General features: G+C 50.9%; 25 protein-coding genes. 23 read left to right on the top strand and 2 right to left on the bottom strand.

Translation table 11 applies throughout. The annotated features are described in order from the left end of the window. Positions 1–42 precede the first annotated feature (42 nt). From pyrH to KDM89_RS07995, 19 genes are all read left to right on the top strand, one after another. Entirely contained in the window at positions 43–759 is a 717-nt protein-coding gene (gene pyrH, locus KDM89_RS08085) for a UMP kinase (RefSeq protein ID WP_212687424.1), read from the top strand. A gap of 67 nt (positions 760–826) precedes the next feature. Then, entirely contained in the window at positions 827–1,387 is a 561-nt protein-coding gene (gene frr, locus KDM89_RS08080) for a ribosome recycling factor (RefSeq protein WP_212687423.1), read from the top strand. A gap of 99 nt (positions 1,388–1,486) precedes the next feature. Continuing rightward, on the top strand, positions 1,487–2,326 hold the full coding sequence (locus KDM89_RS08075) for a phosphatidate cytidylyltransferase (protein WP_212687422.1): 840 nt from the start codon (positions 1,487–1,489) through the stop codon (positions 2,324–2,326). A gap of 11 nt (positions 2,327–2,337) precedes the next feature. Continuing rightward, positions 2,338–3,510: a 1-deoxy-D-xylulose-5-phosphate reductoisomerase gene (gene ispC, locus KDM89_RS08070; protein WP_212687452.1), complete on the top strand. Its 1,173-nt coding sequence runs from the start codon at positions 2,338–2,340 to the stop codon at positions 3,508–3,510. A 1-nt stretch (position 3,511) separates the two neighbouring features. Then, positions 3,512–4,867: an RIP metalloprotease RseP gene (rseP, locus tag KDM89_RS08065; RefSeq protein WP_212687421.1), complete on the top strand. Its 1,356-nt coding sequence runs from the start codon at positions 3,512–3,514 to the stop codon at positions 4,865–4,867. Positions 4,868–4,919: 52 nt separating this feature from the next. Beyond that, positions 4,920–7,271 carry an outer membrane protein assembly factor BamA gene (gene bamA, locus KDM89_RS08060; protein WP_212687420.1) on the top strand — a complete coding sequence of 784 codons (2,352 nt, stop codon included), beginning with the start codon at positions 4,920–4,922 and terminating at the stop codon, positions 7,269–7,271. 50 nt (positions 7,272–7,321) lie between these two features. Beyond that, entirely contained in the window at positions 7,322–7,828 is a 507-nt protein-coding gene (locus KDM89_RS08055; protein ID WP_212687419.1) for an OmpH/Skp family outer membrane protein, read from the top strand. Between the two features lie 3 nt (positions 7,829–7,831). Further along, on the top strand, positions 7,832–8,881 hold the full coding sequence (gene lpxD / locus KDM89_RS08050; RefSeq protein WP_212687418.1) for a UDP-3-O-(3-hydroxymyristoyl)glucosamine N-acyltransferase: 1,050 nt from the start codon (positions 7,832–7,834) through the stop codon (positions 8,879–8,881). A 6-nt stretch (positions 8,882–8,887) separates the two neighbouring features. Continuing rightward, positions 8,888–9,355: a 3-hydroxyacyl-ACP dehydratase FabZ gene (gene fabZ / locus KDM89_RS08045; protein ID WP_189355097.1), complete on the top strand. Its 468-nt coding sequence runs from the start codon at positions 8,888–8,890 to the stop codon at positions 9,353–9,355. Continuing rightward, a complete protein-coding gene (gene lpxA / locus KDM89_RS08040) occupies positions 9,352–10,143 on the top strand; it encodes an acyl-ACP--UDP-N-acetylglucosamine O-acyltransferase (RefSeq protein ID WP_212687451.1) in 792 nt (263 codons plus the stop codon). The genes fabZ and lpxA overlap by 4 nt, the downstream gene beginning before the upstream one ends. A gap of 1 nt (position 10,144) precedes the next feature. Further along, positions 10,145–11,308 carry a lipid-A-disaccharide synthase gene (gene lpxB / locus KDM89_RS08035; protein ID WP_212687417.1) on the top strand — a complete coding sequence of 388 codons (1,164 nt, stop codon included), beginning with the start codon at positions 10,145–10,147 and terminating at the stop codon, positions 11,306–11,308. A 112-nt stretch (positions 11,309–11,420) separates the two neighbouring features. Beyond that, positions 11,421–12,200 (top strand): TatD family hydrolase, encoded by a 780-nt coding sequence (locus KDM89_RS08030; RefSeq protein ID WP_212687450.1) that lies wholly within the window; start codon positions 11,421–11,423, stop codon positions 12,198–12,200. Positions 12,201–12,203: 3 nt separating this feature from the next. After that, on the top strand, positions 12,204–12,848 hold the full coding sequence (locus KDM89_RS08025) for an ankyrin repeat domain-containing protein (RefSeq protein ID WP_212687416.1): 645 nt from the start codon (positions 12,204–12,206) through the stop codon (positions 12,846–12,848). A gap of 516 nt (positions 12,849–13,364) precedes the next feature. Further along, entirely contained in the window at positions 13,365–13,781 is a 417-nt protein-coding gene (locus KDM89_RS08020) for a hypothetical protein (protein WP_212687415.1), read from the top strand. 153 nt (positions 13,782–13,934) lie between these two features. Further along, positions 13,935–14,276, top strand: coding sequence for a hypothetical protein (locus KDM89_RS08015; protein WP_212687414.1), 342 nt, complete (start codon positions 13,935–13,937; stop codon positions 14,274–14,276). Between the two features lie 158 nt (positions 14,277–14,434). Further along, a complete protein-coding gene (locus KDM89_RS08010; RefSeq protein ID WP_212687449.1) occupies positions 14,435–16,048 on the top strand; it encodes an ABC transporter permease in 1,614 nt (537 codons plus the stop codon). A 145-nt stretch (positions 16,049–16,193) separates the two neighbouring features. After that, positions 16,194–17,495, top strand: a complete 1,302-nt coding sequence (locus KDM89_RS08005; protein WP_212687413.1) for an ABC transporter ATP-binding protein — start codon at positions 16,194–16,196, stop codon at positions 17,493–17,495. Positions 17,496–17,645: 150 nt separating this feature from the next. Beyond that, positions 17,646–18,326 carry a thiol:disulfide interchange protein DsbA/DsbL gene (locus KDM89_RS08000; protein WP_212687412.1) on the top strand — a complete coding sequence of 227 codons (681 nt, stop codon included), beginning with the start codon at positions 17,646–17,648 and terminating at the stop codon, positions 18,324–18,326. Between the two features lie 11 nt (positions 18,327–18,337). Beyond that, positions 18,338–19,282, top strand: coding sequence for an L-lactate dehydrogenase (locus KDM89_RS07995; RefSeq protein WP_212687411.1), 945 nt, complete (start codon positions 18,338–18,340; stop codon positions 19,280–19,282). A 77-nt stretch (positions 19,283–19,359) separates the two neighbouring features. Here KDM89_RS07995 and KDM89_RS07990 read toward each other — a convergent pair whose 3' ends face one another. Both KDM89_RS07990 and KDM89_RS07985 read right to left on the bottom strand, forming a co-directional pair. Further along, complete coding sequence (locus KDM89_RS07990; RefSeq protein WP_212687410.1) at positions 19,360–19,563, bottom strand: hypothetical protein; 204 nt, start codon at positions 19,561–19,563, stop codon at positions 19,360–19,362. A gap of 306 nt (positions 19,564–19,869) precedes the next feature. Continuing rightward, positions 19,870–21,501 (bottom strand): SH3 domain-containing protein, encoded by a 1,632-nt coding sequence (locus KDM89_RS07985; protein ID WP_212687409.1) that lies wholly within the window; start codon positions 21,499–21,501, stop codon positions 19,870–19,872. A 591-nt stretch (positions 21,502–22,092) separates the two neighbouring features. Between KDM89_RS07985 and KDM89_RS07980 the strand changes: the two genes are divergently transcribed. The 4 genes from KDM89_RS07980 to KDM89_RS07965 all read left to right on the top strand — a co-directional run bounded on the left by KDM89_RS07980 (position 22,093) and on the right by KDM89_RS07965 (position 24,404). Further along, positions 22,093–22,698: a hypothetical protein gene (locus KDM89_RS07980; RefSeq protein ID WP_212687408.1), complete on the top strand. Its 606-nt coding sequence runs from the start codon at positions 22,093–22,095 to the stop codon at positions 22,696–22,698. Between the two features lie 8 nt (positions 22,699–22,706). Beyond that, positions 22,707–23,264: a hypothetical protein gene (locus KDM89_RS07975; protein ID WP_212687407.1), complete on the top strand. Its 558-nt coding sequence runs from the start codon at positions 22,707–22,709 to the stop codon at positions 23,262–23,264. Positions 23,265–23,288: 24 nt separating this feature from the next. Continuing rightward, a complete protein-coding gene (locus KDM89_RS07970) occupies positions 23,289–23,813 on the top strand; it encodes a hypothetical protein (protein WP_212687406.1) in 525 nt (174 codons plus the stop codon). A gap of 129 nt (positions 23,814–23,942) precedes the next feature. Beyond that, positions 23,943–24,404: a hypothetical protein gene (locus tag KDM89_RS07965; RefSeq protein ID WP_212687405.1), complete on the top strand. Its 462-nt coding sequence runs from the start codon at positions 23,943–23,945 to the stop codon at positions 24,402–24,404. Positions 24,405–24,505 lie beyond the last annotated feature (101 nt).

Raw genomic sequence — 24,505 nt, 5'->3', positions numbered from 1 at the left:
TCCAAATCATTTCAATCAACTAATTTCCAGAAGGAGTCTGTGATGACGAAACCAGCTTATAAGCGTGTACTCTTAAAACTTTCTGGTGAAGCGCTGATGGGCGACGACCCTTTTGGCATCAACCGCGCCACGATCGAACGTATGGTTGCCGATGTGGCAGAAGTATCCCGTATGGGTGTTGAACTGGCCATTGTCATTGGCGGCGGCAATATTTTCCGTGGCGTAGCGCCGGGTGCGCAGGGTATGGATCGTGCAACCGCTGATTACATGGGTATGCTGGCAACCGTGATGAACTCTCTGGCGTTGGCGGATGCTATGCGTCAGGTTGGTATTACAGCGCGCGTCATGTCTGCAATCGCTATCGATCAGGTTGTAGAGCCATATGTGCGCCCTAAAGCACTGCAATACCTGGAAGAAGGAAAGGTTGTTGTGTTCGCGGCAGGTACTGGTAATCCGTTCTTCACGACTGATACAGCAGCGGCATTGCGCGGATCTGAAATCGGTGCGGAAATCGTTCTGAAGGCAACAAAGGTTGACGGCGTTTATACCGCAGATCCTAAAAAGGATCCGACGGCAACACGTTTCTCTACAATTTCATTCGATGAAGCGATTTCCCGTCACTTGCAGGTAATGGATGCAACCGCGTTTGCATTGTGCCGTGACCAGAAGCTGCCGATTAAAGTTTTCTCTATCGTTAAACCGGGTGCGCTGAAAAACCTGATTCTGGGTGAAGACGAAGGCACACTTGTGCACGTATAATTGAATGTTTGTTAGTTCATAGTAATAATTGCCACCGTTTTACGGTGGCAGATGGATGGAGGGCGGTATGACCGTTGCAGATATTAAGAAAAGCAGTGAACAGAAGATGCAGAAGTCGATTGAGACCCTGAAGGCAGACCTCGCAAAAGTGCGAACCGGTCGTGCTCATACAGGTATTCTCGATCACGTCATGGTAGATTACTACGGTAGTCCGACTGCAATCGGTCAGGTTGCCAATCTGACGCTGATTGATGCCCGTACTATCGGTGTGCAGCCATGGGAAAAGAAGATGCTGTCCGCAATCGAAAAAGCGATTCGTGATTCTGATCTGGGCCTGAACCCGTCTTCTCAGGGCGATATGATCCGCGTTCCTACACCGGCACTGACTGAAGAGCGTCGTAAAGAGCTGGTGAAACTGGTTAAGTCTGAGGGCGAAGGCGCGAAAATTGCGATCCGTAATATTCGTCGTGACGCGAATGAAGGCTTGAAAAAGCTGCTCAAAGATAAAGCGTGCTCCGAAGATGATGAGCGTCGTGCGCAGGATGATGTGCAAAAGCTGACTGATAAATACGTCGCTGAAATCGATAAAGTTCTTGCAGAAAAAGAAAAAGACGTGATGACGGTCTGATCACGACTGCAGTTTGAATCACTAACGAGCTCGAAGCAATTCCTGACAAAGCGGAACTGTTTTGCGGCTCGTTTTTATTTTGTACTTTTCAGCTTACTCATGCTCATACCTCGCGTAATTACAGCAATCGCGCTGCTGGCATTGTTATTGCCGACTTTGTTTCTGGGTAACCAGATTCTTTTCACAGCTGTTATTTCCGTTTTTTTTGGCGCAGCCATATGGGAGACTCAGCGACTCTTTAAGAAGCGATTCGCACTTCCGGTTGGTGTTTGCTGGGGTGGGCTGATGGCGTACCTGGCCTGGAATTTTCAGGCATTTATGGGGGATGCAACGAATAAGGTGCCGCAGATTCTGTTTGCGATGAGTGCTGCATTCTGGGTTGTACGCATTCTTCCGCTGCTGAAAAAAGGGATGCCCGAGCAGGGAAGCTATGCGCACAGCGCAATTTCAACGATGTACACGCTGACGGTATTTACCTGTTTCATGGCAATCGCCATGTTCTATTTCCGGCACTCTGCGATATACCTTTTGTCGGTGATGGCGCTGGTCTGGATTGCAGATATCGGGGCTTATTTTTCAGGAAAAGCTTTTGGGAAACGTAAGCTCGCGCCGACAATTTCCCCAGGCAAATCTTGGGAAGGTGCAATCGGTGGCGGTATCGCCGTGCTGTTAATTGCTTCTGCTTCAGTGCATATTCCGGTGCTGGCGGATAGTTTCACGGTCCATTTGGTAGCGCGGTTTGGTTGGTGGGTGACTGTTGCTTTACTGGTTTTACTGGTTGCGACTAGCATCACTGGCGATTTGTTTGAATCGATGTTGAAGCGCCATGCCGGAATGAAAGACAGTAGTCAGCTGTTACCGGGGCATGGCGGTGTGCTTGATCGTGTAGATGCATTGGTGCCTGTTCTCCCTTTGGCAATGTTAATTGATTTGTTGTGAAGAAATCTGAAATGCAGAACGTAACGATACTTGGCTCTACCGGTTCAATTGGTGTTTCCACGCTGGATGTGATCGGACGTCATCCGGAAAAATATGCTGTGTTTGCACTGACTGCGCACAAGCAGGTGGATAAATTATTTGAACAGTGTTTGCAGTTCAAACCGCAATTTGCCGTGCTGGGGAGTCCTGAGGCTGCTGGACAGCTGAGGCAGCGACTGGAAATGACCGGGTTGACTGGTACAAATGTATTGCATGGCGAATCAGCACTTTCTGAGGTTGCGTCAGACGCTGGATGTCAGATTGTGATGGCAGCGATTGTCGGCGCGGCCGGGCTGAAGCCGACGCTGGCTGCAGCAAAAGCGGGTAAGAAAGTTTTGCTTGCCAATAAAGAAGCACTGGTCATGTCGGGCCAGATTTTTATGGATACGATCGCGGCAAGCGGGTCTGCGTTGTTGCCTATCGACAGTGAACATAATGCCGTATTTCAGTGTTTGCCAGCAGAGAAGCGTGCGTATGATCCGGATTTTGGCGTCACAAAAGTCTTGCTGACAGCATCTGGCGGGCCATTTCTGAAGCGAGACGTGTCTACGCTGGAATCCGTTACGCCTGAAGAAGCCGTTGCACATCCGAACTGGGTCATGGGCAGAAAGATTTCTGTTGATTCCGCTACCATGATGAACAAGGGCCTTGAAGTGATTGAGGCGCACTGGTTGTTCGGTGCACCTGCTGATCAGATCGAAGTCGTTATTCATCCGCAAAGCGTGATTCACTCTATGGTGTCTTACTCAGATGGTTCTGTCCTTGCTCAATTGGGTAATCCGGACATGAGAACGCCCATTGCATATGGACTTGGTTATCCTGAGCGGATCGCTTCCGGCGTTGCTCCGCTGGATTTGATCAAAGTAGGTCAGTTGCAATTTCATGAAGCAGATTTCACCAGATTTCCCTGTCTTGATCTCGCATACGCGGCACTCCGGACAGGCGGCACAGCGCCAGCGATTCTGAACGCCGCTAATGAAGTCGCGGTAGAAGCATTCTTGCAACGCAAAATCGGTTTCCGCGACATAGACAGACTGATCGCCAGTGCATTAGAAAAAGTGGAATCCGGTTCTGCAGATACGCTTGAAAGCGTTCTTGATGCGGATCGCCGCGCCCGTGAATTTACTGTGAGCCGGATTAGCTGATATGTTTTTGTACAGCGTATTTCACTTTCTGATTGCAATCAGTATTCTCGTCGCCATCCACGAGCTCGGCCATTATCTTGCGGCACGCTGGTGTGGCGTGAAAATGATTCGTTTCTCGCTCGGAATGGGTAAAGTTCTCTGGTCAAGGAAGTTCGGTAAGGATCAGACGGAGTGGGCGATTTCGATGCTGCCTATCGGTGGTTATGTTTCTATGCTTGATGGCCGTTCGATGAGCGCTGAAGAACTTTCCGGACACGACTTAAGCCGGGAATTCACCCGTCAGTCAGTCTGGAAGCGGATGCTGATCGTTGCTGCCGGGCCTGCCGCTAATTTTTTACTCGCAATACTGCTGTTTACAGGTTTGTTTTTTAGCGGCATAACCGAGCCTGTTCCAAGAATCGCGCTGACCTCGGAAACAGGTGTCGCTGCTGCAGCGGGTTTTAAAACCGGCGATATTATCCGCAACGTTGACGGGCATGAATTACATGGCTGGTCTCAGTTAGCTGATGCAATTGTGAATGCTGCGTTAGAGCGTCGCGCTATCGACTTCGAAGTCGAAAGTGAATTGCAGGTGCGCCGTAGCGCATCCATTCCTGCAGGTGCATTCAAGCTGGAAGATCTTGAAAAGGATTTTTCTCAGGCAACAGGAATGACACTGGCGAAGCCTGCCGCCGTCATTCATGAAGTGATGCCCGATGGCCCGGCTGCCAAGAGCGGTTTTCTCGCAGGTGATCGTATTCAGTTTATTGATGGCAAGGCTGTGCCGGATGTGACAGTGTTTGTGGATCTGATCGGTCGCTCGGCGGGTCAAAAACTGGAAATCGGTGTTTTGCGTAATGGTCAGGCGCTGGTGCTTCCGGCAACGCCTGCTGAAGAAGAGCGAAACGGTAAACTGGTTGGCAAACTGCATGTTGCGCTTGAGCCGCCTGAAATGACGATCGTGCGTTTTGGTGCCTTTGAATCGTTGCTGCGCGGTGTCAGTAAGACCTGGGAAGGCAGCATTTTAAATCTGAAGTTACTCTGGAAAATCGTGACGGGCGAAGCATCCATCAAGAATGTCACCGGCCCGGTAACGATTGCTGAATATGCCGGCAAAGCGGCAAAAGTCGGCATTGAAAGTTTCATTTCACTCCTGGCGGCAATCAGTATTGGCCTGGGCGTCATGAATTTACTACCTGTGCCGGTTTTGGACGGGGGGTATTTGTTGTATTATTCGCTGGAAATTTTGCGCGGAAAGGCATTATCTGACCTGACAACCCAAAGGCTGCAGCAGGTTGGAATAGCACTTCTGGTGATGTTAATGGCATTAGCATTTTTTAATGACATTGCGCGTCAATATGTCAAAATAGCAGGCTGATAAAAAATCGTTCAGATCGCAAAATAAGCTCAATCAAAGATCCATACAACCAATGAAATTATCTAACGAGCACTTCTCTTTGTCTCAATTTCGCCGTCACGCCTTTTCTCTTGCTGCGTTGGCATTATGTTCTGGCAGTGCCTGGGCGATTCAGCCTTTCACCGTCAAAGATATTCGTGTAGAAGGATTGCAGCGTACAGAGGCTGGTACAGTCTTTAGTTACCTGCCTGTGAAAGTCGGCGAGGTCTTTGATGATGTGAAAAGTACTGCCGCGATTAAATCCCTTTACGGAACAGGTTTCTTCAAAGACATTCAGATTGAAGAGCAGGATGGTGTGCTCGTTGTCATTCTCGAAGAGCGTCCTACAATTGCCGGCGTTGAATTTACCGGCACTAAAGAGTTTGAAAAAGATGCGCTGGTAAAGGCACTGAAAGATATCGGTATCGGCGAATCCCGTATTCTGGATAAGGCGACTGTTGAACGTGCAGAGCAGGAGCTGAAACGTCAGTATCTCTCCAAAGGTTTGTATGGCATGCAGATCACGACGACGATTACGCCGCTTGAGCGTAACCGTGTCCGTGTGACTTTCGCAGTAGAAGAGGGTGAGATCGCCCGTATTGCTGAAATTAAGATCACCGGAAATAAAGCATTTTCGGACGGCGAGTTGCGCGATCTGATGGCGCTGAATACATCAACATGGTTCTCGTGGTACACCAAAGCGGATCAGTATTCCAAGCAGAAATTGTCTGGCGATCTTGAGTCCGTTCGCTCTTTTTATCAGAACCGTGGCTATCTGACGATGCAGATTCTTTCGTCGCAGATTTCTATCAGTCCGGACAAGAAGAATATTTATATTGCCGTAAATATTTCTGAAGGTGAGAAATACAAGATCGGTGAGATCAAGCTGGACGGCGATTTGTTCGGACGGGATGCCGAACTTGCCTCGCTGATGTTGCTGAAAAAAGGTGATACTTACAATGCCGGGCGTCTGACAGAAAGTACAAAGCGCATTTCTGAGCGTATGGGTAATTTTGGTTATGCGTTTGCAAATGTGAACGCAGTTCCTCAGATTAACGAGGAAACACGCGAAGCATCATTCACGATTCAGGTCGATGCAGGTAAGCGTGTTTATGTGCGTCGTATCAATCTGGCTGGTAATACCCGTTCACGTGATGAAGTGATTCGTCGTGAATTCCGTCAGTTCGAAAGTTCATGGTACGACGGTGAAAAAATTAAGGCGTCGAAAGACCGTGTTGAACGCTTAGGTTTCTTCGAAGACGTTAAGCTGGAAACACCGGAAGTCGCGACCAGTGCTGATCAGGTGGATATCAACCTGTCTGTGAAAGAAAAACCGACAGGCAGTCTGATGTTCGGTGCAGGTTATTCCAGTGCGGAGCGTCTGACACTTTCAGGTTCGATTTCTCAGGCAAATGCGTTCGGTAGTGGTGACACGATGGCGCTGGAGCTGAACACCAGCCGTCAGAACCGGACCATTGTTCTTGCGCATACCGATCCTTACTTTACGGATGACGGTGTCAGCCGCAGTGTTGATGGTTTCTTCCGTACACAGCGGCCATTCGCCGGTTATTCCCAGGACTATAAAGTGCAGTCTATGGGTGGCAATCTGCGCTTTGGCGTCCCTTTCTCTGAGGTTGATACGGTTTTCTTTGGCCTTGGTGTTGAGCGTACCCACGTATTTACAACTGGTATCAGTCCGCGTTCTTATCGTAATTTTGTAGCAACAAATGGTGTTGGTATTGACACTAATCCGATTTCGGATACTTACGGTCTTGGCGAGGCAACCACCAATTCCTTCCCGCTGACCGTGGCGTGGCAACGTGACAGCCGCGATAGCGTCATGACACCGACCATTGGCCGTTTTCAACGCGCCAATCTGGAACTGGCTGCGGCAGGTAACTCGCGTTATTACCGCGCAATTTATCAGGCACAGTTGTATCAGCCGATTTACCGTTCTGTGGTTCTGGCGCTGAATGGTGAGTTTGACTACGGTCACGGTCTGTCAGGTCAGAAATATCCGGTGTTTAAAAACTTCTATGCCGGTGGTATCGGATCTGTACGCGGCTATGAACCAGGCTCTCTCGGCACGAAAGATGCGTTCGGCGAGTCGCAAGGGGGTGCTAAACGGATTATCGGTAATGTAGAATTACAGATCCCGTTCCCGGGCGCTGACAAGTCGTTGCGCTGGTTCGCTTTCCTTGATGGTGGCCAGGTGTTTGATGAAGGTCAGAGAATGCGTACGCAGGACTTCCGTTTTGGTGCCGGTATCGGTATCAGTTGGATTTCTCCTGTCGGTCCGCTGAAGCTGAGTTTTGGTAAAGCATTGAATGCGAAACCGGATGATAAGAAACAAGGCTTCCAGTTCCAGATGGGTACCGGTTTCTGATCCGGTTAGCGGTGAAGATGTATTTGACTGTATTTTGATTGAGTCAGGCTATGAACGTATCCAGATTTATCCGTAATGTCGTATTTTGCGTAGGCGGTTTATCCAGTGCTGGTTTTGCAAGCGCTCAGGACATTCGCGTTGCTTTCTTCAACTCTGACCGTGTCATGAAGGAGTCCGGGGCGCTGAAGGTAGCCGAAGCGAAGATTGACAGTGAATTCGCGAAGCAAAAAAAAGAACTGCAGGACATATCGGTGAAAATCAAAACACTGGCGGACAGACTGGATCGCGAGTCAGCCTCGTTGTCTGATGCAGAGCGTCTGCGCCGCCAGCGTGAGCTGACTGATCTTGATCAGGACTTCAAACGCAAACAGCGTATCTACAACGAAGATTTCAACCTGCGCCGTAACGAAGAAGTGGATGCATTTATCGAAAAAGCGCGTAAAACGATTCGTCAGATTGCTGAGCAGGAAAAATATGACATCGTGGTGCAGGATGCGGTGTACTACAACGCCCGCGTTGACATTACCGACAAAGTTCTCAAAGCACTCACAAAATAATTTATGACCACGACGAGTATTCGTCTGGGTGAGCTGGCAGATCGCCTGGGAGGGCGGCTGACCGGCTCGCCGGACATTGCAGTCTCGGGTATTGCACCGGTCAGCGAAGCTGGCTCCGGTCACATTACCTTTCTTTCTAATTCCAAACTCCGGCATGTTGCCGCTGCATCGCAAGCGGCTGCACTGATGCTGACTGAAGCAGATTACGCGCAAATTGGTGCTGATTTTCAGGGCGTTTGCCTGATTGTACCTAACCCGTATGTCTGCTTTGCGAGGGTTGCACAGTGGTTCGTTACGCTGAATACACCGGCTCCGGTGGCAGGTGTGCATCCGGATGCATCAGTAGCTGCAACGGCCGTGATTGCCGCGACAGCGACTATCGGTGCAAATGCCGTCATCGGCGAAGAAGTTGTCATTGGCGAACATACGCTGATTGAACCGGGTGTGGTGCTGGCGCGTGGCGTCAGTATCGGTGCCGGCAGCCGTATTTATCCCAACGTATCCGTATATGAAGACTGTGTCATCGGTGACCGCTGCATAATCCATTCCGGCGCTGTGATCGGTGCGGATGGTTTTGGTTTCGCGAATGATAAAGGCAGCTGGGTCAAAATTCCCCAAACAGGCCGTGTTGTGATCGGTAACGATGTCGAAATCGGCGCGAATACCAGTATCGATCGCGGCGCGCTGGCTGATACAGTCATTGAAGATGGTGTCAAACTTGATAATCAGATTCAGATAGGTCACAACTGCCATATAGGAGCGCATACAGCGATGGCAGGCTGTGTAGGTGTTGCCGGTAGTGCAAAAATCGGCAAACACTGTACATTCGGTGGTGCAGCAATGATCCTCGGACATCTGACCATTGCCGACAATGTACATATTTCATCCGGCAGTCTGGTATCGAGGTCCATCTCTGAGCCCGGCCAGTACACCGGATTTTACCCGCTGGCAAAAAATGCAGACTGGGAAAAGACCGCCGCCATCGTGCGTAATCTTGGAACCATGCGTGAAAAACTGCGCCAGCTGGAAAAAATAACGAAAAACAAGGAATAGCAACTTATGACGACGAAGTCCCTCGACATTACCCAGATTAAAGAATATCTGCCGCACCGTTACCCGTTTTTGCTGGTTGACCGCGTGCTCGACTGGGAAAGCGGTAAGCGTATTACTGCGATCAAAAACGTGACCGTTAACGAAGAATTCTTTAACGGTCATTTCCCGAACAAGCCAGTTATGCCTGGTGTGATGATGATTGAAGCGCTGGCGCAAACCGCGGCGATTTTGTCTTTCCTGACTATGGATGTGAAGCCGGATGAAAAAACAGTGGTGTTTTTCCTCGGCATTGACGGCGCACGTTTCAAACGTCCGGTAGGTCCCGGCGACCAGCTGAAAATGGATGTGGAAATCATTAAAGTTGCACGCGGCATCTGGAAATATGCGGCAAAAGGTACCGTTGACGGCCAGCTGGTTGTCGAAGGTGAACTGATGTGTACGATGCGCACCACTGACGAATTAGCGGAGAAATAATGCTGATCCACTCCACCGCCATCATTGATCCTAAAGCACAACTGGATTCGACTGTCGAAGTCGGGCCGTATGCGATTATCGGCCCCGATGTCAGCATCGGCGCCGGTACGAAAGTAGGTCCGCATGTTGTGATCAGCGGACACACCACGATCGGTAAAGAGAACAATTTTCATGCATTCTCATCGATTGGCGGTCCGCCACAGGATAAGAAATATGCTGGTGAGGATTCATCCTTAGAGATTGGCGATCGCAATCTCGTGCGTGAATTTTGCACTTTTAATTGCGGTACTGCTCAGAATATGGGTGTCACTCGCGTAGGCAGCGATAACTGGTTTCTGGCCTACGTGCATATCGCACATGATTGTGTAGTGGGCAGTCATACCGTATTTTCGAATAACGCCGCACTGGCGGGCCATGTGCACGTTGGTGACTGGGTGATTATGAGCGGTTTTTCCGCAGTCCATCAGTTCTGCCGGATTGGTGAACATGCCTTCGTCGGCATGAACACCAGCCTGACGCAGGACGTGCCACCGTATGTGCTGGTATCCGGCAATCCTGCCGAAGCACACGGTGCGAATCTCGAAGGTTTAAAACGTCGTGGCTTCAGCCGCGATCAGATTCATGCAATTCGTCATGCGTACAAAGCATTGTACAAATCCGGGCTGACTCTGGACGAGGCGAAAGCCGCGCTGGAGCAGCAAATCGCTGAATTACCGGCTGATGCTGCCGATTCCGTACAGCGCATGCGCAGCTTCCTCGATCTGTCGCAACGCGGCATCGTTCGCTGAAATGAGCGCATCCCGTCAGCATCCGGTCATCAGCATGGTGGCCGGTGAAACCTCCGGCGACATGCTTGCTGCCCGTTTATTGTCCGGCCTGCGTCCGCGCTTGCCGGACTCTTTGATGCATGGCATCGGTGGTCCGCGTATGGCCGAATACGGCTTCGTGAACGACTGGCCGATGGAAAAACTATCGGTACGCGGCTTGTTTGAAGTGCTGGCGCATTACCGCGAAATCAGCGGTATCCGCAATCAGTTACGCGAACGTCTGCTGGCAGAGCGTCCGGATGTGTTTATCGGTGTTGATGCGCCGGATTTCAATCTGGGGCTGGAAACCGATTTGCGCGAAGCCGGTATTCCGACCATGCATTACATCAGCCCGTCGATCTGGGCCTGGCGTGGCGGACGCATCAAAAAGATTAAAAAAGCCGTATCCCATATGCTGGTGGTGTTTCCTTTTGAGGAAGCGATTTATCAGCAAGCCGGTATTCCGGCCACCTATGTCGGTCATCCGCTGGCTCAGGTGATTCCTGAACAAGTCGACGTGCAGGGAGCACGTCAGGAGCTGGGGCTGGATCCGCGTTTTCCGGTGATTGCGATGCTGCCTGGCAGCCGCATGTCGGAAATTAAATACAACACCACCGCTTTTATCGGCGCAGCCCGTTTGCTGATGCAGCGCGAACCGAATCTGCAGATTCTGGTACCGATGGCAGGGCAAAAACAGCGCGAATACTTTATCCGCCTGCTGGTCGAAAACAAACTCGACGACGTGCCACTGATTGTGACCGATGGCAAATCGCACACTTGCATCGCCGCAGCTGACGCTGTAATGGTGGCGTCCGGTACAGCCACGCTGGAAGTGGCGCTGTACAAAAAGCCGATGGTCATTGCCTATAAGATGATGGAAGCCTCATGGCAGATTCTGCGTCATATGGGTTATCAGCCGTGGGTGGGCTTGCCGAATATTCTGGAACAACGCTTTATCGTGCCGGAATTACTGCAATCCGCTGCGACGCCGCAGGCGCTGGCAGATGCACTGTGGACGCAACTCACCGATGATGCTAACCGCGCTCATCTGACCGAGCGTTTCAGTGCGATGCACGCGAGCCTGTTGCGCGACAGCGCCAATGTCACTGCTGAAGCCGTGATGAAAGTGATCGCACAGTCACGCTGATTGCAGCACATTGTTTGTGTCGACGCCGGTTTTCTTCGGCGTTTTTCGCCCGTTCCGTATTTCAAGTATGATTCCGGTCTTCGTACCGGAATTTCTTTTTTTGTTGTCTGTCATGTATATCGATTCCCATTGCCATATTAATTTCCCTGAACTGGCGGCCCGCCTTCCTGAAATGCTGGAAAAAATGCAGCAAAATCAGGTCAGTCACGCACTCTGCGTGTCGGTGAATCTGCCGGATTTCCCGCAGGTGCTGGCACTGGCAGAAGCGCATGACAACATTTACGCTTCGGTTGGTGTGCATCCGGATTATGAAGATACGCCGGAACCCAGCGCAGAAATGCTGGCCGAGACCGCCAAACACCCGAAAATCGTCGCGATCGGAGAAACCGGCCTTGATTATTTCCGCTTAACCGGCGATCTGGAATGGCAGCGCGAACGCTTTCGCCAGCATATCCGCGCTTCCCGCCTGAGCCGCAAACCACTGATTATTCATACCCGCTCTGCATCCGAAGATACGCTGCGGATTTTGAAAGAAGAGGGCGCTGCAGTGCAGGATGGCGGCGTGGCAGGTGTAATGCACTGCTTTACCGAATCGATGGAAGTGGCGCTGGCAGCAATGGAAATGGGCTTTTATATTTCCTTCTCCGGCATCGTCACCTTTAAAAGCGCAAAGGATTTGCAGGAAGTAGCGCGCGCCGTACCGCTGGACCGTATGTTGATCGAAACCGATTCGCCGTATCTGGCACCGGTTCCTTTCCGTGGCAAAACCAATGAACCGGCGTTCGTCAAACATGTCGGCGATTTCATCGCTGACCTGAAAGGCGTGCCCAGCACCGAAGTACAACGCGCCACTACCGACAACTTCTTCCGTCTGTTTCAGATTCCGGGATAAACCATGCTGAGCCTGCGCCGCCTGTTGCTGAGTTGTGTGCTGTCCCTGTTTGCCGTGGCTGCCATGGCGCAGGAGACCGTCGATGATTTACTGTTCGCGGTGCGCTTCAATGATCCGGGTACGATAGAAACCATGCTGAAAGCGGGTTTTGACGTGAATACCCGCGAAAAAGCCCGTGGTGAAACCCTGCTGATGATCGCCGCCCGCGAAAAATCGCTGAAGGCACTCAGCTATCTGGCCAGACACCCGAAAACGGATAAAGAAGCCCGCGCCAGTAACGGCGACACCGCGCTGATGCTGGCCGCGTTCGGCGGCTCTTTGCCAGCCGTGAAGATACTGGTTGAAGCCGAAGCAGAAGTGAATCAGCCAGGCTGGACAGCGCTGCATTACGGCGCCGCCAGCGGCAACACCGAAGTCGTCGCCTATCTGCTGGAAAATCACGCCTATATCGACGCAGAAGCGCCAAACGGCCTCACACCGCTGATGATGGCCGTGCTGTTCGGCAAAAGAGCTGTGGTCGAATTATTGCTGGAGCAGGGCGCAGATGCCGCGCTGCGCAACCAGAAAGGCCAGACCGCCATGGATCTGGCAAAACAAAACGCCCGCGAAGACTTAATCGAAGTCCTGAGTACCGCCGTCAAACGCTGACCACCGCTTGCTTTGCCAGCCCGACTGGCACACAAAAAGCACCGGCCTCTGAATCCAGACGCCGGTGTTTTTGCTTTGGTCTGCAGTTTCTCAAAGCCGGCAAAAATCAGCTCAAACTGCCCGAAAATGCCTCAAATGCGGATTCCGGCATACCAACCCCGCTGTCGTCGGCAGAAAGTCCGGGCTTTCGTGTTTGCCGGATGACGATAGTTGCACAATATATACGCCAAATGGGTGATAATAAAATAATCAGACATTCCAGCGCACGATCTCTGTGAGCCAATTTGCCGTATCGGTACTTTCCTTCGCATATATCGGTTTGCAACGAAATGCTGGCGATGCATGGTCGGATTTATGCGGGAGCGTTGTGCTCTGAGAGACAGAACGATGATGAGTGCCCGAAAAGATATGTTCCGCTGAGGGTAATTAGTATGGAATTAGGTGTATTAGTTCAAGCAGGTGTAACAGCATATCGGATGCTGAATGCAGCGAGTGATTGACGACAGGAGTCTGACAATGAAAATCTTTCTTATTGTGCTTTTTGCGGTGTTTTTTAATGCCCCGGCTCATGCAACTTGCACTGTAGATAGGCAGTTTCAGGAAATTATTGTCAGTTCTAAAGGCAAAGAAATTAAGAAATGGAAGTTGGGTGCGGGTTTGCAGTCTTTTTCTGTCGATAATCGTGTTCTGAGCGTACTCGTAGAACCGGCGAGTTCAGAAATAAATAAGAAATTTGCAGTGAAAAATAAAGTTCACAGCTTACTGGCAATCAAGCTGTACGATGAGAGCCAGTCTCCGCGCACACTTCTCTCAAACAATTACGGTCCGCCGAATTCTGGACACGGTTACGGTAAAAATGGCCCAGCCAACGGAATAAGACAGTTGGGCAACACGCAGATAGACGTAGATTTAAGAAACCCAAGCTGCGGGTGAATCACATTTTGACTCCCGGATTTCCGCGTTTTTCACCCAAAATGCGGATTCCGGCATAGCAACCCCGCTGTCGTCGGCAGAAAGTCTGGGCTTTCGAATTGGCCGGATGACGATAATTGCACAAGGTTTCCTGTCTGTTCTGCGTATGAATGTATGCCAGCGCAAGCTGGAACGGTTCGCTCAGGCGGCTTGGTGTTGTGTGAAGTTACTGCTGTTTTCGCGGTGCAATATGCGGGGTTTGATGCCGTAACCGATGATTCTGATACAAAGCGAAGCAAATTTTTGCGGCGCAGCATCTTGGCTGCGATGCGGAATGCATGTTACAGTTTTGGTCTCTATGTTTTAAGGACATTTCCATGGACAGTCACAGTTGCCCCCGACCGTATCGTCAATAAAGGCAAGCTGTCAGCACTGTCGCTGCTTCTTGCCGTAAGCAAGAGCAGTTTTCCTTATCTTCTGCTCACAAATCACGTTTTTCCTGTGTTCCTCCGCTGAGAGGTGATTCCGTCCGTGCGTGGCGGTAAGGAGTGTTTGTGTTTTCTGTTTTTCAAAATCCGTCGTCTGCGACTTCTGTCGCCGCTAAACCGAATCGCTGGGACTGGGCTTTGCTGCCGGTGGTGCTGGCGGTGCTCAGTCTGTTTGCGTATGCGGCGATGCAAATGAGCCGGCCGTTTGCGGTGGGCGAGACGCTGGCGGTGTCGCTGGACCCTGCGGTGCTGCCGTATTACCTGCTGCGCACGATATTGCGCATGTTCACTGCACTGTTTTTGTCGCTGGTGTTCAGTCTGGTGTTTGCAGCGATTGCTGCGCGTTTCCGGCTGGCGGAACGCATCATGATTCCTTTACTGGATATTTTGCAATCGGTGCCGATTCTCGGTTTTCAGGCGATTGCAATTGCGCCGTTTATTGCCTTGTTCCCCGGCAATCTGCTTGGTGTGGAATGTGCCGCCGTGTTTGCGATTTTTACGTCGCAAGCCTGGAATATGGCATTTTCTGTGTATCAGTCGATACGCACCGTGCCGTCGGAATTACAGGAAGCGGCGCGGGTGTTCCGCTTGTCGGCGTGGCAGCGCTTCTGGCGGCTGGAGTTGCCGTTTGCGATGCCCGGTTTGCTGTGGAATATGATGATGTCGATGTCCGGCGGCTGGTTTTTTCTGGTGGCTGCTGAAGCGATTTCGGTGGCGGGACAGGATATTAAACTGCCCGGTATCGGTTCGTATATTGCGGTGGCGATTGAACAGCGCCAGATTTCCGCGATTCTGTGGGCGATTTTTGCGATGCTGAGCGGCATTCTGCTGTACGACCAGCTGTTCTTCCGGCCTTTGCTGGCGTGGGCCGATAAATTCCGTTTTGAAGAAACCCAGAGCGAAACCGCGCAGAAATCGTGGTTGCTGGACTGGATGCGCAACAGCCACTGGTTCCGCCGCGCGGGCAACCGTTTCTGGCGCTGGCTGGGCCGCAGCCTGAGCTGGTTTGTGCTGCCGCCGGTCAGTCAGCGCAGCAACAAGCCTGCATTCTGGGCGCGCTGGCAAATCTCCGGTTTCTGGATTGAAGTGCTGATCGGGCTGATGATACTGGCTGGTTTTATCCGTTTAACTTTTTTTATTCACAGCGAAGTCGGCTGGGCAGAAGTCGGGCATGTGGCGGTACTGGGCAGCATTACGCTGGTGCGGGTGATGGTGCTGATTGCGATTGCTTCGCTGGTGTGGGTGCCGGTGGCGGTGTGGATAGGTTTGCGGCCCGCGTATTCGCAAAAAGTGCAGGCGGTGGCGCAGTTTCTGGCGGCGTTTCCGGTCAACTTTTTATTCCCCGGCGTGGTGCTGGTAATGGTAACGCTGGATTTGTCGCCGAATATCTGGCTCAGTCCGCTGATGGTATTCGGTACGCAGTGGTACATCCTGTTTAACGTGGTGGCGGGTGCGGCGACCATTCCGAATGAATTGCGGCTGGCGGCAGACAATCTGGGGCTGAAAGGCTGGCTGAAATGGAAGCGTGTTTATCTGCCGGCGATTTTTCCGAGCTACATTACCGGCGCGATTACTGCCAGCGGCGGTTCATGGAATGCCAGCATCGTCGCGGAATATGTGACCTGGGGTAAAACAACGCTGGTGGCGGATGGCCTTGGCAGCTATATCAAACAAATGACTGAAGCCGGTGACTTTCAGCGTATCGCGCTGGGCATCGGCATGATGTGTATTTTTGTGATGCTGCTGAACCGCTTTTTCTGGCGTCGTTTATACGATCTGGCAGAGCGCCACCTTCGCTGATCGCTGAACTTGTTAAGCATTCAGCCTATACATCAATAAATCACTGCAGACTGGCTGCGCAACACCATACAAGACCACGCCGGTCTGCTGCAAAAACAATGCGACATACCGCATCTGCGCCGCACAGCGGCAATACGGAGGATATATGACCCGTCAGGCATTACTCGAATTAACACAGGTAGCAAAATCATTTAAAGCGGCAGACGGCCAATCCCGTCTGATTCTGGATAAAGTGGATTTCAGTCTGCAGGATGGCGAAATCGTCGCTTTGCTCGGTAAATCCGGTTCCGGCAAATCCACACTGTTGCGTGTGATGGCGGGCTTGATCAGCGCAGATAAAGGCAGCGCCGTGTATCGCGGTCAGGAAATCCGCGGCCCTGTGCCTGGCATTGCGATGGTGTTTCAGTCGTTTGCTTTATTTCCGTGGCTGACCGTACAGCAAAATGTGGAACTGGGGCTGGAAGCGCAGGGCGTTGGTGCGGCAGAGCGTGCGCAGCGTGCCGATGCGGTGCTGGAACTGATCGGCCTTGCCGGTTTCGGCGGTGCCTTGCCGCGTGAATTGTCCGGCGGGATGAAACAGCGTGTCGGTATTGCGCGTGCGCTGGTCATGAATCCAGATATCTTGCTGATGGATGAAGCCTTTTCCGCGCTGGATGTGCTGACCGGCGAAACCCTGCGCGACGATATGCTGGAACTCTGGCAGGAGCGCCGTATTTCCACCAAAGGCATTCTGGTGGTGTCGCACAATATCGAAGAAGCGGTGATGATGGCAGACCGCATCATTCTGTTATCCAGCGATCCCGGTCGTGTACGTTGTGAAATTCCGGTCAATCTGCCACGTCCGCGTGATCCGGATTCTGCCGAAGTGCGCGCGCTGATTGATGAAGTGTATGGCCTGATGACCATGCGCTCGTCCGGTGATCTGCATCCTGAAACCGGACTGGTACGCCATATCGGTTACCGCTTGCCGGATACCGATGTCACCCGCATCGAAGGCGTGCTGGATATGCTGATGGATGCGCCGTTTGATGGTCGCGCCGATTTGCCGCAACTGGCAGAAGAAGCGGAATTGCCGGACGAAGAATTGTTCCCTGTGTATGAAGCCATGAGTCTGCTGGGTCTGGCGATACTGGAGAAGGGCGACATCATGCTGACGGCGCTGGGCAAAGACTATGTGACCGCAGATCAGGCGCGTAAGCAGGAATTGTTCGGTCAGCAATTGCTGATGCATGTGCCGCTGGCAGCGCATATCCGTCGCGCACTGGAATCAGATCCGGCGGGCAGTATGCCGGAGCAACCTTTGCTGGAAATGCTGGAAGATTTCCTGAAGCCGGAAGAAGCGCAGCGTGTGCTGGCAGTGGCGATTGAATGGGGGCGTTACGGTGAAGTGTATGAGTACGATTACCACACCGGTCGCCTGATGTTACCGGGCGAACACGGTCATTAATCCGCTCGCTTATCTGCTGCACTGTGGCTTTTGTCGGCCTGCAGTATGCACGGGCTTGTGACATCATCATGGTTTCAGGCAAACTGGCAGTTTTGCTGATGTGACTGATTTTGCTGTTCGCAACGCTGTTTTTATAAGGAAGGTTAATTTATGCAGTTGAAACGCCGTTCTGTACTGGGTCTGGCCGCTGGCATGCTGGTGGCGCCGTGGTCTGTTGCATCGCCTGCCAAACCGCTGGCGGGTGTTGAGTACATTCAGTTACCGGCACCGATGCCGGTACGCGCTGCGGCTGGCAAAATTGAAGTGATCGAATTTTTTATGTATCACTGCCCGGCCTGTAATGCACTGGAAGCGGAGCTGATGGCGTGGGTGAAAAAAATGGGCGACAAAATTGATTTTCGTCGTTTCCATCTGCCTTATCACGGTGTCACCGATCCGGAAGCGCATTTGTTTGTGACGCTGGAAGCCATGGGGCTGGACAAAAAACTACACCAGAAAATTCTGGATGCATGGCACGTAGAACGCAAACGCCTGCGCACGGATGATGACAATGTCGCGTTTGTTGTCGCCAACGGCATCGACCGTCAGAAATTCCTCGATGTGTACAACAGCTTTTCGGTACAAGCCACCATGCGCCGCCTGCCGCGCACACTGGATCAGTACGCGGTGCAATACACACCGAGCTTTGTGATTGATGGCCGTTTCCTGACATCGCCAACCATGATTGCCGACGCCAATCTGAATCTGGCAAAAGATGATGTCCACGCTGCATCGTTCACCGCGATGGAAGCGCTGATTGATCTGGCCATCCGCAGCAAAAAAGCCGGCTGAAAGGATCGCTCATGAAAATCGGCGTAGTCGGAACCGGATTCGTCGGCAGTACCGCCGCCTACACGCTGGCTATGCAAGGCGTGGGCAGCGAACTGGTGCTGGTCGATCATCAACCCGCACTGGCGCAGGCGCACGGCATGGATATTCTGCATGCCGTGCCGTTTTCGCATCCGGTGCAAATCCGCTCCGGCGACATCGCCGATTTACGCGGTGCCGATCTGGTCGTGGTGGCAGCCGGTGTCAATCAGCAACCGGGCGAAACCCGTCTGGCGCTGTTGCAGCGGAATGCTGCGATTTTCGGGGAACTGATTCCGCAAATCGTACAAGCCGCACCGGACGCTGTGCTGATCATCGCCACCAATCCGCTCGACATCATGACCCACATTGCCACCCGCATTGCGGTGGCTGCCGGGTTGCCTGCCAGCCGTGTGATCGGCACCGGCACCATGCTGGATACCGCACGCTTTCGCGCCTTGCTGGGCGAACGTCTGGGTGTGGCTTCCGGTTCAGTGCATGCGTATGTGCTGGGGGAACACGGCGATTCTGAAGTGCTGATCTGGTCCAGCGTGCATATCGGTGGCATTCCGCTGGCGGATTTTGCTGCCGCACGCGGTATTGCGCTGGATGATGCGCTTCGTGCCGAAGTCGATCACGGTGTACGCCGCGCGGCGTATCAGATCATTCAGGGCAAAGGCGCGACTTACTTCGGTATCGCTTCCGCCATTACCGCCTTAAGCCGCGCCGTGCTGTTTGATGAACGCTGCGTGTATACCGTCAGCGCGATGCACAGCGAAGTTGAAGGGATTCCGTCAGTTTCGTTATCCTTGCCCGGCATCATCGGCCGCAACGGCTTAACCGGCACCTTAAAACCCGTGCTGAACGAAGCAGAACACGCGGCCCTGCAAACCAGCGCCAGCGTGATCCTGCAACATATACAGGCCATGGATGCTGCCTGACCATTACTTGCTCGCTTCACAAACAAAAACGCCTGCGTTGAATGCAGGCGTTTTTGTTTCAGCATCTTGTTTGCGCTTTAATCACTCAGCGCGATGTTTGCTGCTTCTTCAGGCGTCAAACCGTCGTAAAACTGATCCGTCAGATTTTCAATATCCTCTTCGATAAACTCTTGCGCCTGTGCCTGCGTCGCTCCACCCTTCACGAGAAAGCCTTCTACTTCGATACACCAGTTGATCAGCGCCAGCGTCTCTTCGTCCAGTTCTTCTTTTTTCTTTGCCATGGTATTTCCTTGATTGAATTGCGATGTATTGACGTAAGACCAGCCAGTCAGCGTGGCAGACGCGGCTTTACTTCGTAAGGGCGCCTATTATCCTATGTTTTCAGCATCGGCTTATGTCTTGTCGGGAACATGGCTTTACTGAACTTCTTTCAAAAACTGTCTGAAGGTGCCGGAAAACCTGCCTGAAACACCCAAATGCGGTGTTCAGCACAGCAATCCGGCGGTCGTCGGCAGAAAGTCCGGCTCTGCAAAACAGGCGTATGACGATAGCTGCACAGGGCAGGGGGGCTGATCGCCCGAATCCTCTCAGCAACCGCAGCCATAGCCAAACTGATCGGCGGTCAGGATTTTCCATTTTCCGGCGATATTCACCATAAACAGGCGATACCAGCGGTCATCGTAAGGACTCATGTCGCCCAGATGGCCGGGGCCTTTGCCCATGCCTTCCCACACTGCCAGATCCGGTATGCCATCGCCGTTCAGGTCATAGGTCAGTTGTATGCCCTGTACGAAGCCGGTTTTCTTTCTGTCCATCGGAACACGGGTTTCACTGACGACAGCCATTTGCTGCGGCAAGGCTGACGGCGTATAAAAGCGCAGCAAACTGTCGGCTGGCAAACGAGCTCGGCTTTCCTTTTGCGCCTGTTTGCCGCCTTGTTTATCAGCTTCGCTGTCGAAGTAACGCCAGATGGCGGGATCTGCATCGCCCATACCGAATCCGGCAATCCAGCCCTGACACATAGGTTCATCCACATCGCGCCACAAGACTTCTTTTTGTTTCACATAACTGGCCTGCGACTGAATCTGTCCTTTACGGAACAGCAAATGCTGCTGCACCGGCTTTACCAGCACCGTGCTGTACGCCAGCATATCGTAGTAACCGGCGGAACTGCCTTCGTCAGGATTCGGTTTTTTGACAGGCCGCGGAGTGACCACATAACGGTGAATAATGCCGAAACGACCGCTGATATTCGCTGTGCTGGCAGGTGGCGCAAGCTCCGCTTCCGTCTGAAACAACGAAGGCTGGATCGTCGGAAACTCCAGCGCCAGCACCAGATTGCGCACGCGGTCTGCACCACCTTCTGCGGAAATCGTATCGTGTAAGCTGCCGCTGATACCGATCGCATTCTGCAATTCCAGCGTGTCATCTTTTGTGGCTTTCTGCGCTTTTTTCTTCAGCGTATCCCAGTCCTTCATTGGCTCCGGCTTCGCCCCCTGTATGCCGAGCGCCAGATGCGCCTTCATTTTTTCCAACGCTTCATTGCGTGGCCACGGGCCTTCGGGCGGCAAGTCCGGGTTACGCTCTTTGATATAAGCAACGTACTGCTCCAGCGCCGGCCAGCTTGGATTCAGCCAGAACATTTTTTCCGGATTGTAATCCGCATGCGCTGGCTGATTGTCGTATCGGTCACCGCGAATATGCGACAGCACCACCTGTTTATTGCTCAGATACTGGCAAGCCGTAAAACCTTTGATGCCATCGGCAGTCATCACCTCACAATAGCCATTTCCGGCTTGCTCATTACTGAGCTTCACCGCGCGGTTCAGGCTCATGCGTTGCAACACTTCCGCATCGCGGTTCGGCGCGGCACGCAGCACCACGCCATTCCCGTTCACCCAGCGCTGCGCCGCATCCACGCCATTCACTCCGGCGGCCGGACGCAGGATTTTCTGCTCACTCAGAAAACGACAAGCCACATAGCCGTAATAACCTTCGCCTTCAATCAGACAAAAATCCCCGTACGGCGGCGCTTTCAGAATCAGCTCCGTCCCGCGCGACATCCGCCCGATCACATCCTTCTCCGCCGACGGCCCGCTGCGCACCCGCACATCATCCGCATTCACCCAGCGCGGCGGCTGCTTCGGCGGCTCCGCCTTCGCCAGCAAAGGCAAGGCCATCAACACAGTGCTGATCAGCACAGAACAGGATTTACGCATCGGGAATCACCAGTCAGGTTGAACAAAGCAGGGCAGGCACAGCGCATACCCCGCAGACAATATCCAAAAATCATAACAAAACCAGCCAGAAAACTAGCATGTTGCGCAGCTGAGCACAGCAATCCGGCGCTTGACGGTGAGTTTTGCGGGGCTTGGGGATGGGCGGATACGGGATGCCTAAAGGAGGAAGGGAGGCAGGCATTTCGTATTGTAATGTTGCTTCGATGAAATAATTGCTTGTTGTGCAAAAACTTAAAGTATTTTCTCTAAAACTGATTAATCATTTAAAAACAATGAATTAGAGATATTTTTTCATGTGATTTGTAATTACAGGGGAAGAGTGTTTATGTTTGCCTATATGCAATTTTGCAATTGATCAGTAAGATGAGCGCCAATTGTTAAAAAATGTAAAGTTTCAATGTATGTTTGCCAGTGTTTTTTGTGATGTTGTTGATGCTGTTTTGCGAACGCAGCTAGTGAAGTTGTTTTCCCTGATGTCCTCAAACTCTTCTGTACGGTTTTCTTAAACGCTTTTCTCTCCCACTTACCCCGTTACCGCGCCGCTGATCCCCCTGCGGAAACGGGATTTTTTTGAATTTTCCGTTTTATTTCAGAGTGCGCTCAGGTGTACTCACGCAATTTTTATTGCTAATTATGCAAAATACTGAAATTCCTTCTTCCTCACGATTCCCGCTCCTGTATTCGTTCGACTGGCCAAACCGTTTGGCTGAAATGACTGCTAAGTGGGTATTTTTTACCGTCTTCCGTTTTTACTGGCTGTTACTGTGGTTTGGATTTGCGCCAGCGATCGCCGGTTACGCGATGCCGCTGGATTTTGACACGGACTGGACGGACTGGGCTTTTTACGCTTACTTGCTGCCATATCCGGTGATTGAGGCCCTGATCGTACTCGTATCGGCGCGTGTTACCAGCAGACTTCCTGTAAAGCTAGGGCTTCAGCACGCGCTGACTGGTGTGGTGCTGGGGAGTGCTTATGTTTATTACTTTGGTGAATTGACCGCACTGATCGAAGTGCCGTTCATGGTACTGCTCGCAACTATCGTAAACAAAGAAAAGCAGAACATGTCCGCATTCCGCGATGTTCTGGTGATTTTATGGCTGACACGGGCAATTCAATTACTGGCGCTGTTAGCGATGTACAGAATGCTTTATTTTCCAGAGGCTACTTTTTCCTGAATATTTTTATGAAGATTGCTTTGCCAGTTTTTGTATTTTCTTTTTTGAAAGAATTTCATCGCATTTTTACTTTTTGCTTCTTAATGCCAGGGAAAACGTGGCAGCAGGAATTTGCAATTAAATATTGCGTGTATAGCGTAGTTCAGGGAGTCTTACATTGTATTTTCGTATTTGGTGGTGTTTCCGTTGATATGTGGCAATTTGCATTTGAAGAAAGGAATCTCCTTTTTTTTCTTCGTGAGTTAATCCCCCCGTTTATAGGTGGTGCCTTTGTCGAAAATGTGTTGCTGATGTTGGTATGCCGTTTCGCTGTACGGTTTCATATTCGGGATTTTTGGACGGTTTTTCTTTGGGGGTTGCTATTCGGTGGCCTCCATATTATTGAGCATAATATTTCTTATATCCATTCAATTTTTTCTTTTTGGATAATGACGGGGATGTATCTTAGTTGGTACCGTTCAAAAAATGCTTTTTTAATTATTCTTTTATTTCACGGACTGTGGAATTTTAATGTGACTGTCTTTCTTATGTTGTTCGGACGTTTCTTTGAGTATTGGGTGGGTTGATTTTTTTTGTGAGGAAATTTTTTTGTGAAATTAATGTTTGCGCCTGATAAAGTAATTTTGTTTTTGAGATATTGTTTTTTAACGCCGGGGCAGCGCTGGTACACAGAATTGATTATTAAATTCTGTGTTTTGTTTGTTCTTACTTATAGCATTGGTTTTTCATTTTTTGCAATTGGCGATTCTTCTGATCCAAATACTTTAAGTGATACCCATGAAACCAGAAGCACAAATTTCCTCGGTTTTGTAATGCTTGTAGTAATTTCGCCACTGATTGAAAATGCTTTGATGGCGCTGTACTGCCGTTTATGCCAATTTTTTCGAATGAATGATTTATTGATTTCCCTTAGTTTCGGTTTTTTGTTTGGTGGACTCCATATTTTTTTGTTTGGATGGCTGGGGATACATGCAATTTTGTCTTTTTCTCTTCAGGCTGGAATCTATCTGAACTGGTATCATTCAATAAATGCCTATATCCGGACAGTTTGTTTTCATGCTCTTTGGAATGGCACAATTTTTTTGATTGCAGTTTGCATAGAGCGTATGCCTTAAGGAATTTTGATTTTATTTTTTATTTTTATGGAATATTTCAGCCGTAGATCAGTTTTTTTCTCTTTTCTGATAAAAAAATTTCGCATTATTTTTCCACCACTAAACTGGCCTAATCCTACTTTGGAGGTAATGGCGAAGTGGGCTGTTTTTACATATTCGCGGCTTATATGGTTTATTCTTTGTGTATTAATCAACCCTGAAGAATCCATCAATTCACTTGAAAAAGTGCCCGCTATTGTGATCAGCAAGTCTTTTTCGTCACTGCCAGATTGGAGTGAAAATTTATTCTTATATTCCTTTCCATTGTTTGAATTTTTCGTCGTATTTACGATGTTGAATTTCTTTGCCCGCACCAGATTGCCGGCATTTTTACAGTGTTTGCTGATTGGTGTTGCGGGGTCTTCTGCTTATTTTTACTGTTATGGGCATTGGAATGCCTTGATAGAACTACCATTCTTCTTTGTTTTAGCCAGTCTGGTGCTCAAGCATCAACTCACTTTGAGAGGCTTTTGTTACGGACTGCTGTTTAATTTTCTGAATCGGAGTGTTCTTTTATTCATGCTGTCGCTGATGTCAGTTGCGCCTGAGTAATAGTGAGAAACACAACATTGTTGTGCCAATCTCCGTATCTGATATTTTCCGAAGCCCGGACTTTCTGCCGACGACCGCCGGATCGCTGTGCCGGAATCCGC

The sequence above is a fragment of the Cognatundibacterium luofuense genome, from assembly GCF_018139685.1.
Lineage (GTDB): Bacteria > Pseudomonadota > Gammaproteobacteria > Burkholderiales > Burkholderiaceae_D > Undibacterium > Undibacterium luofuense.
The sequence above is the reverse complement of the archived record's forward strand: the minus strand, read 5'-3'. Positions and strand labels throughout refer to the sequence as shown.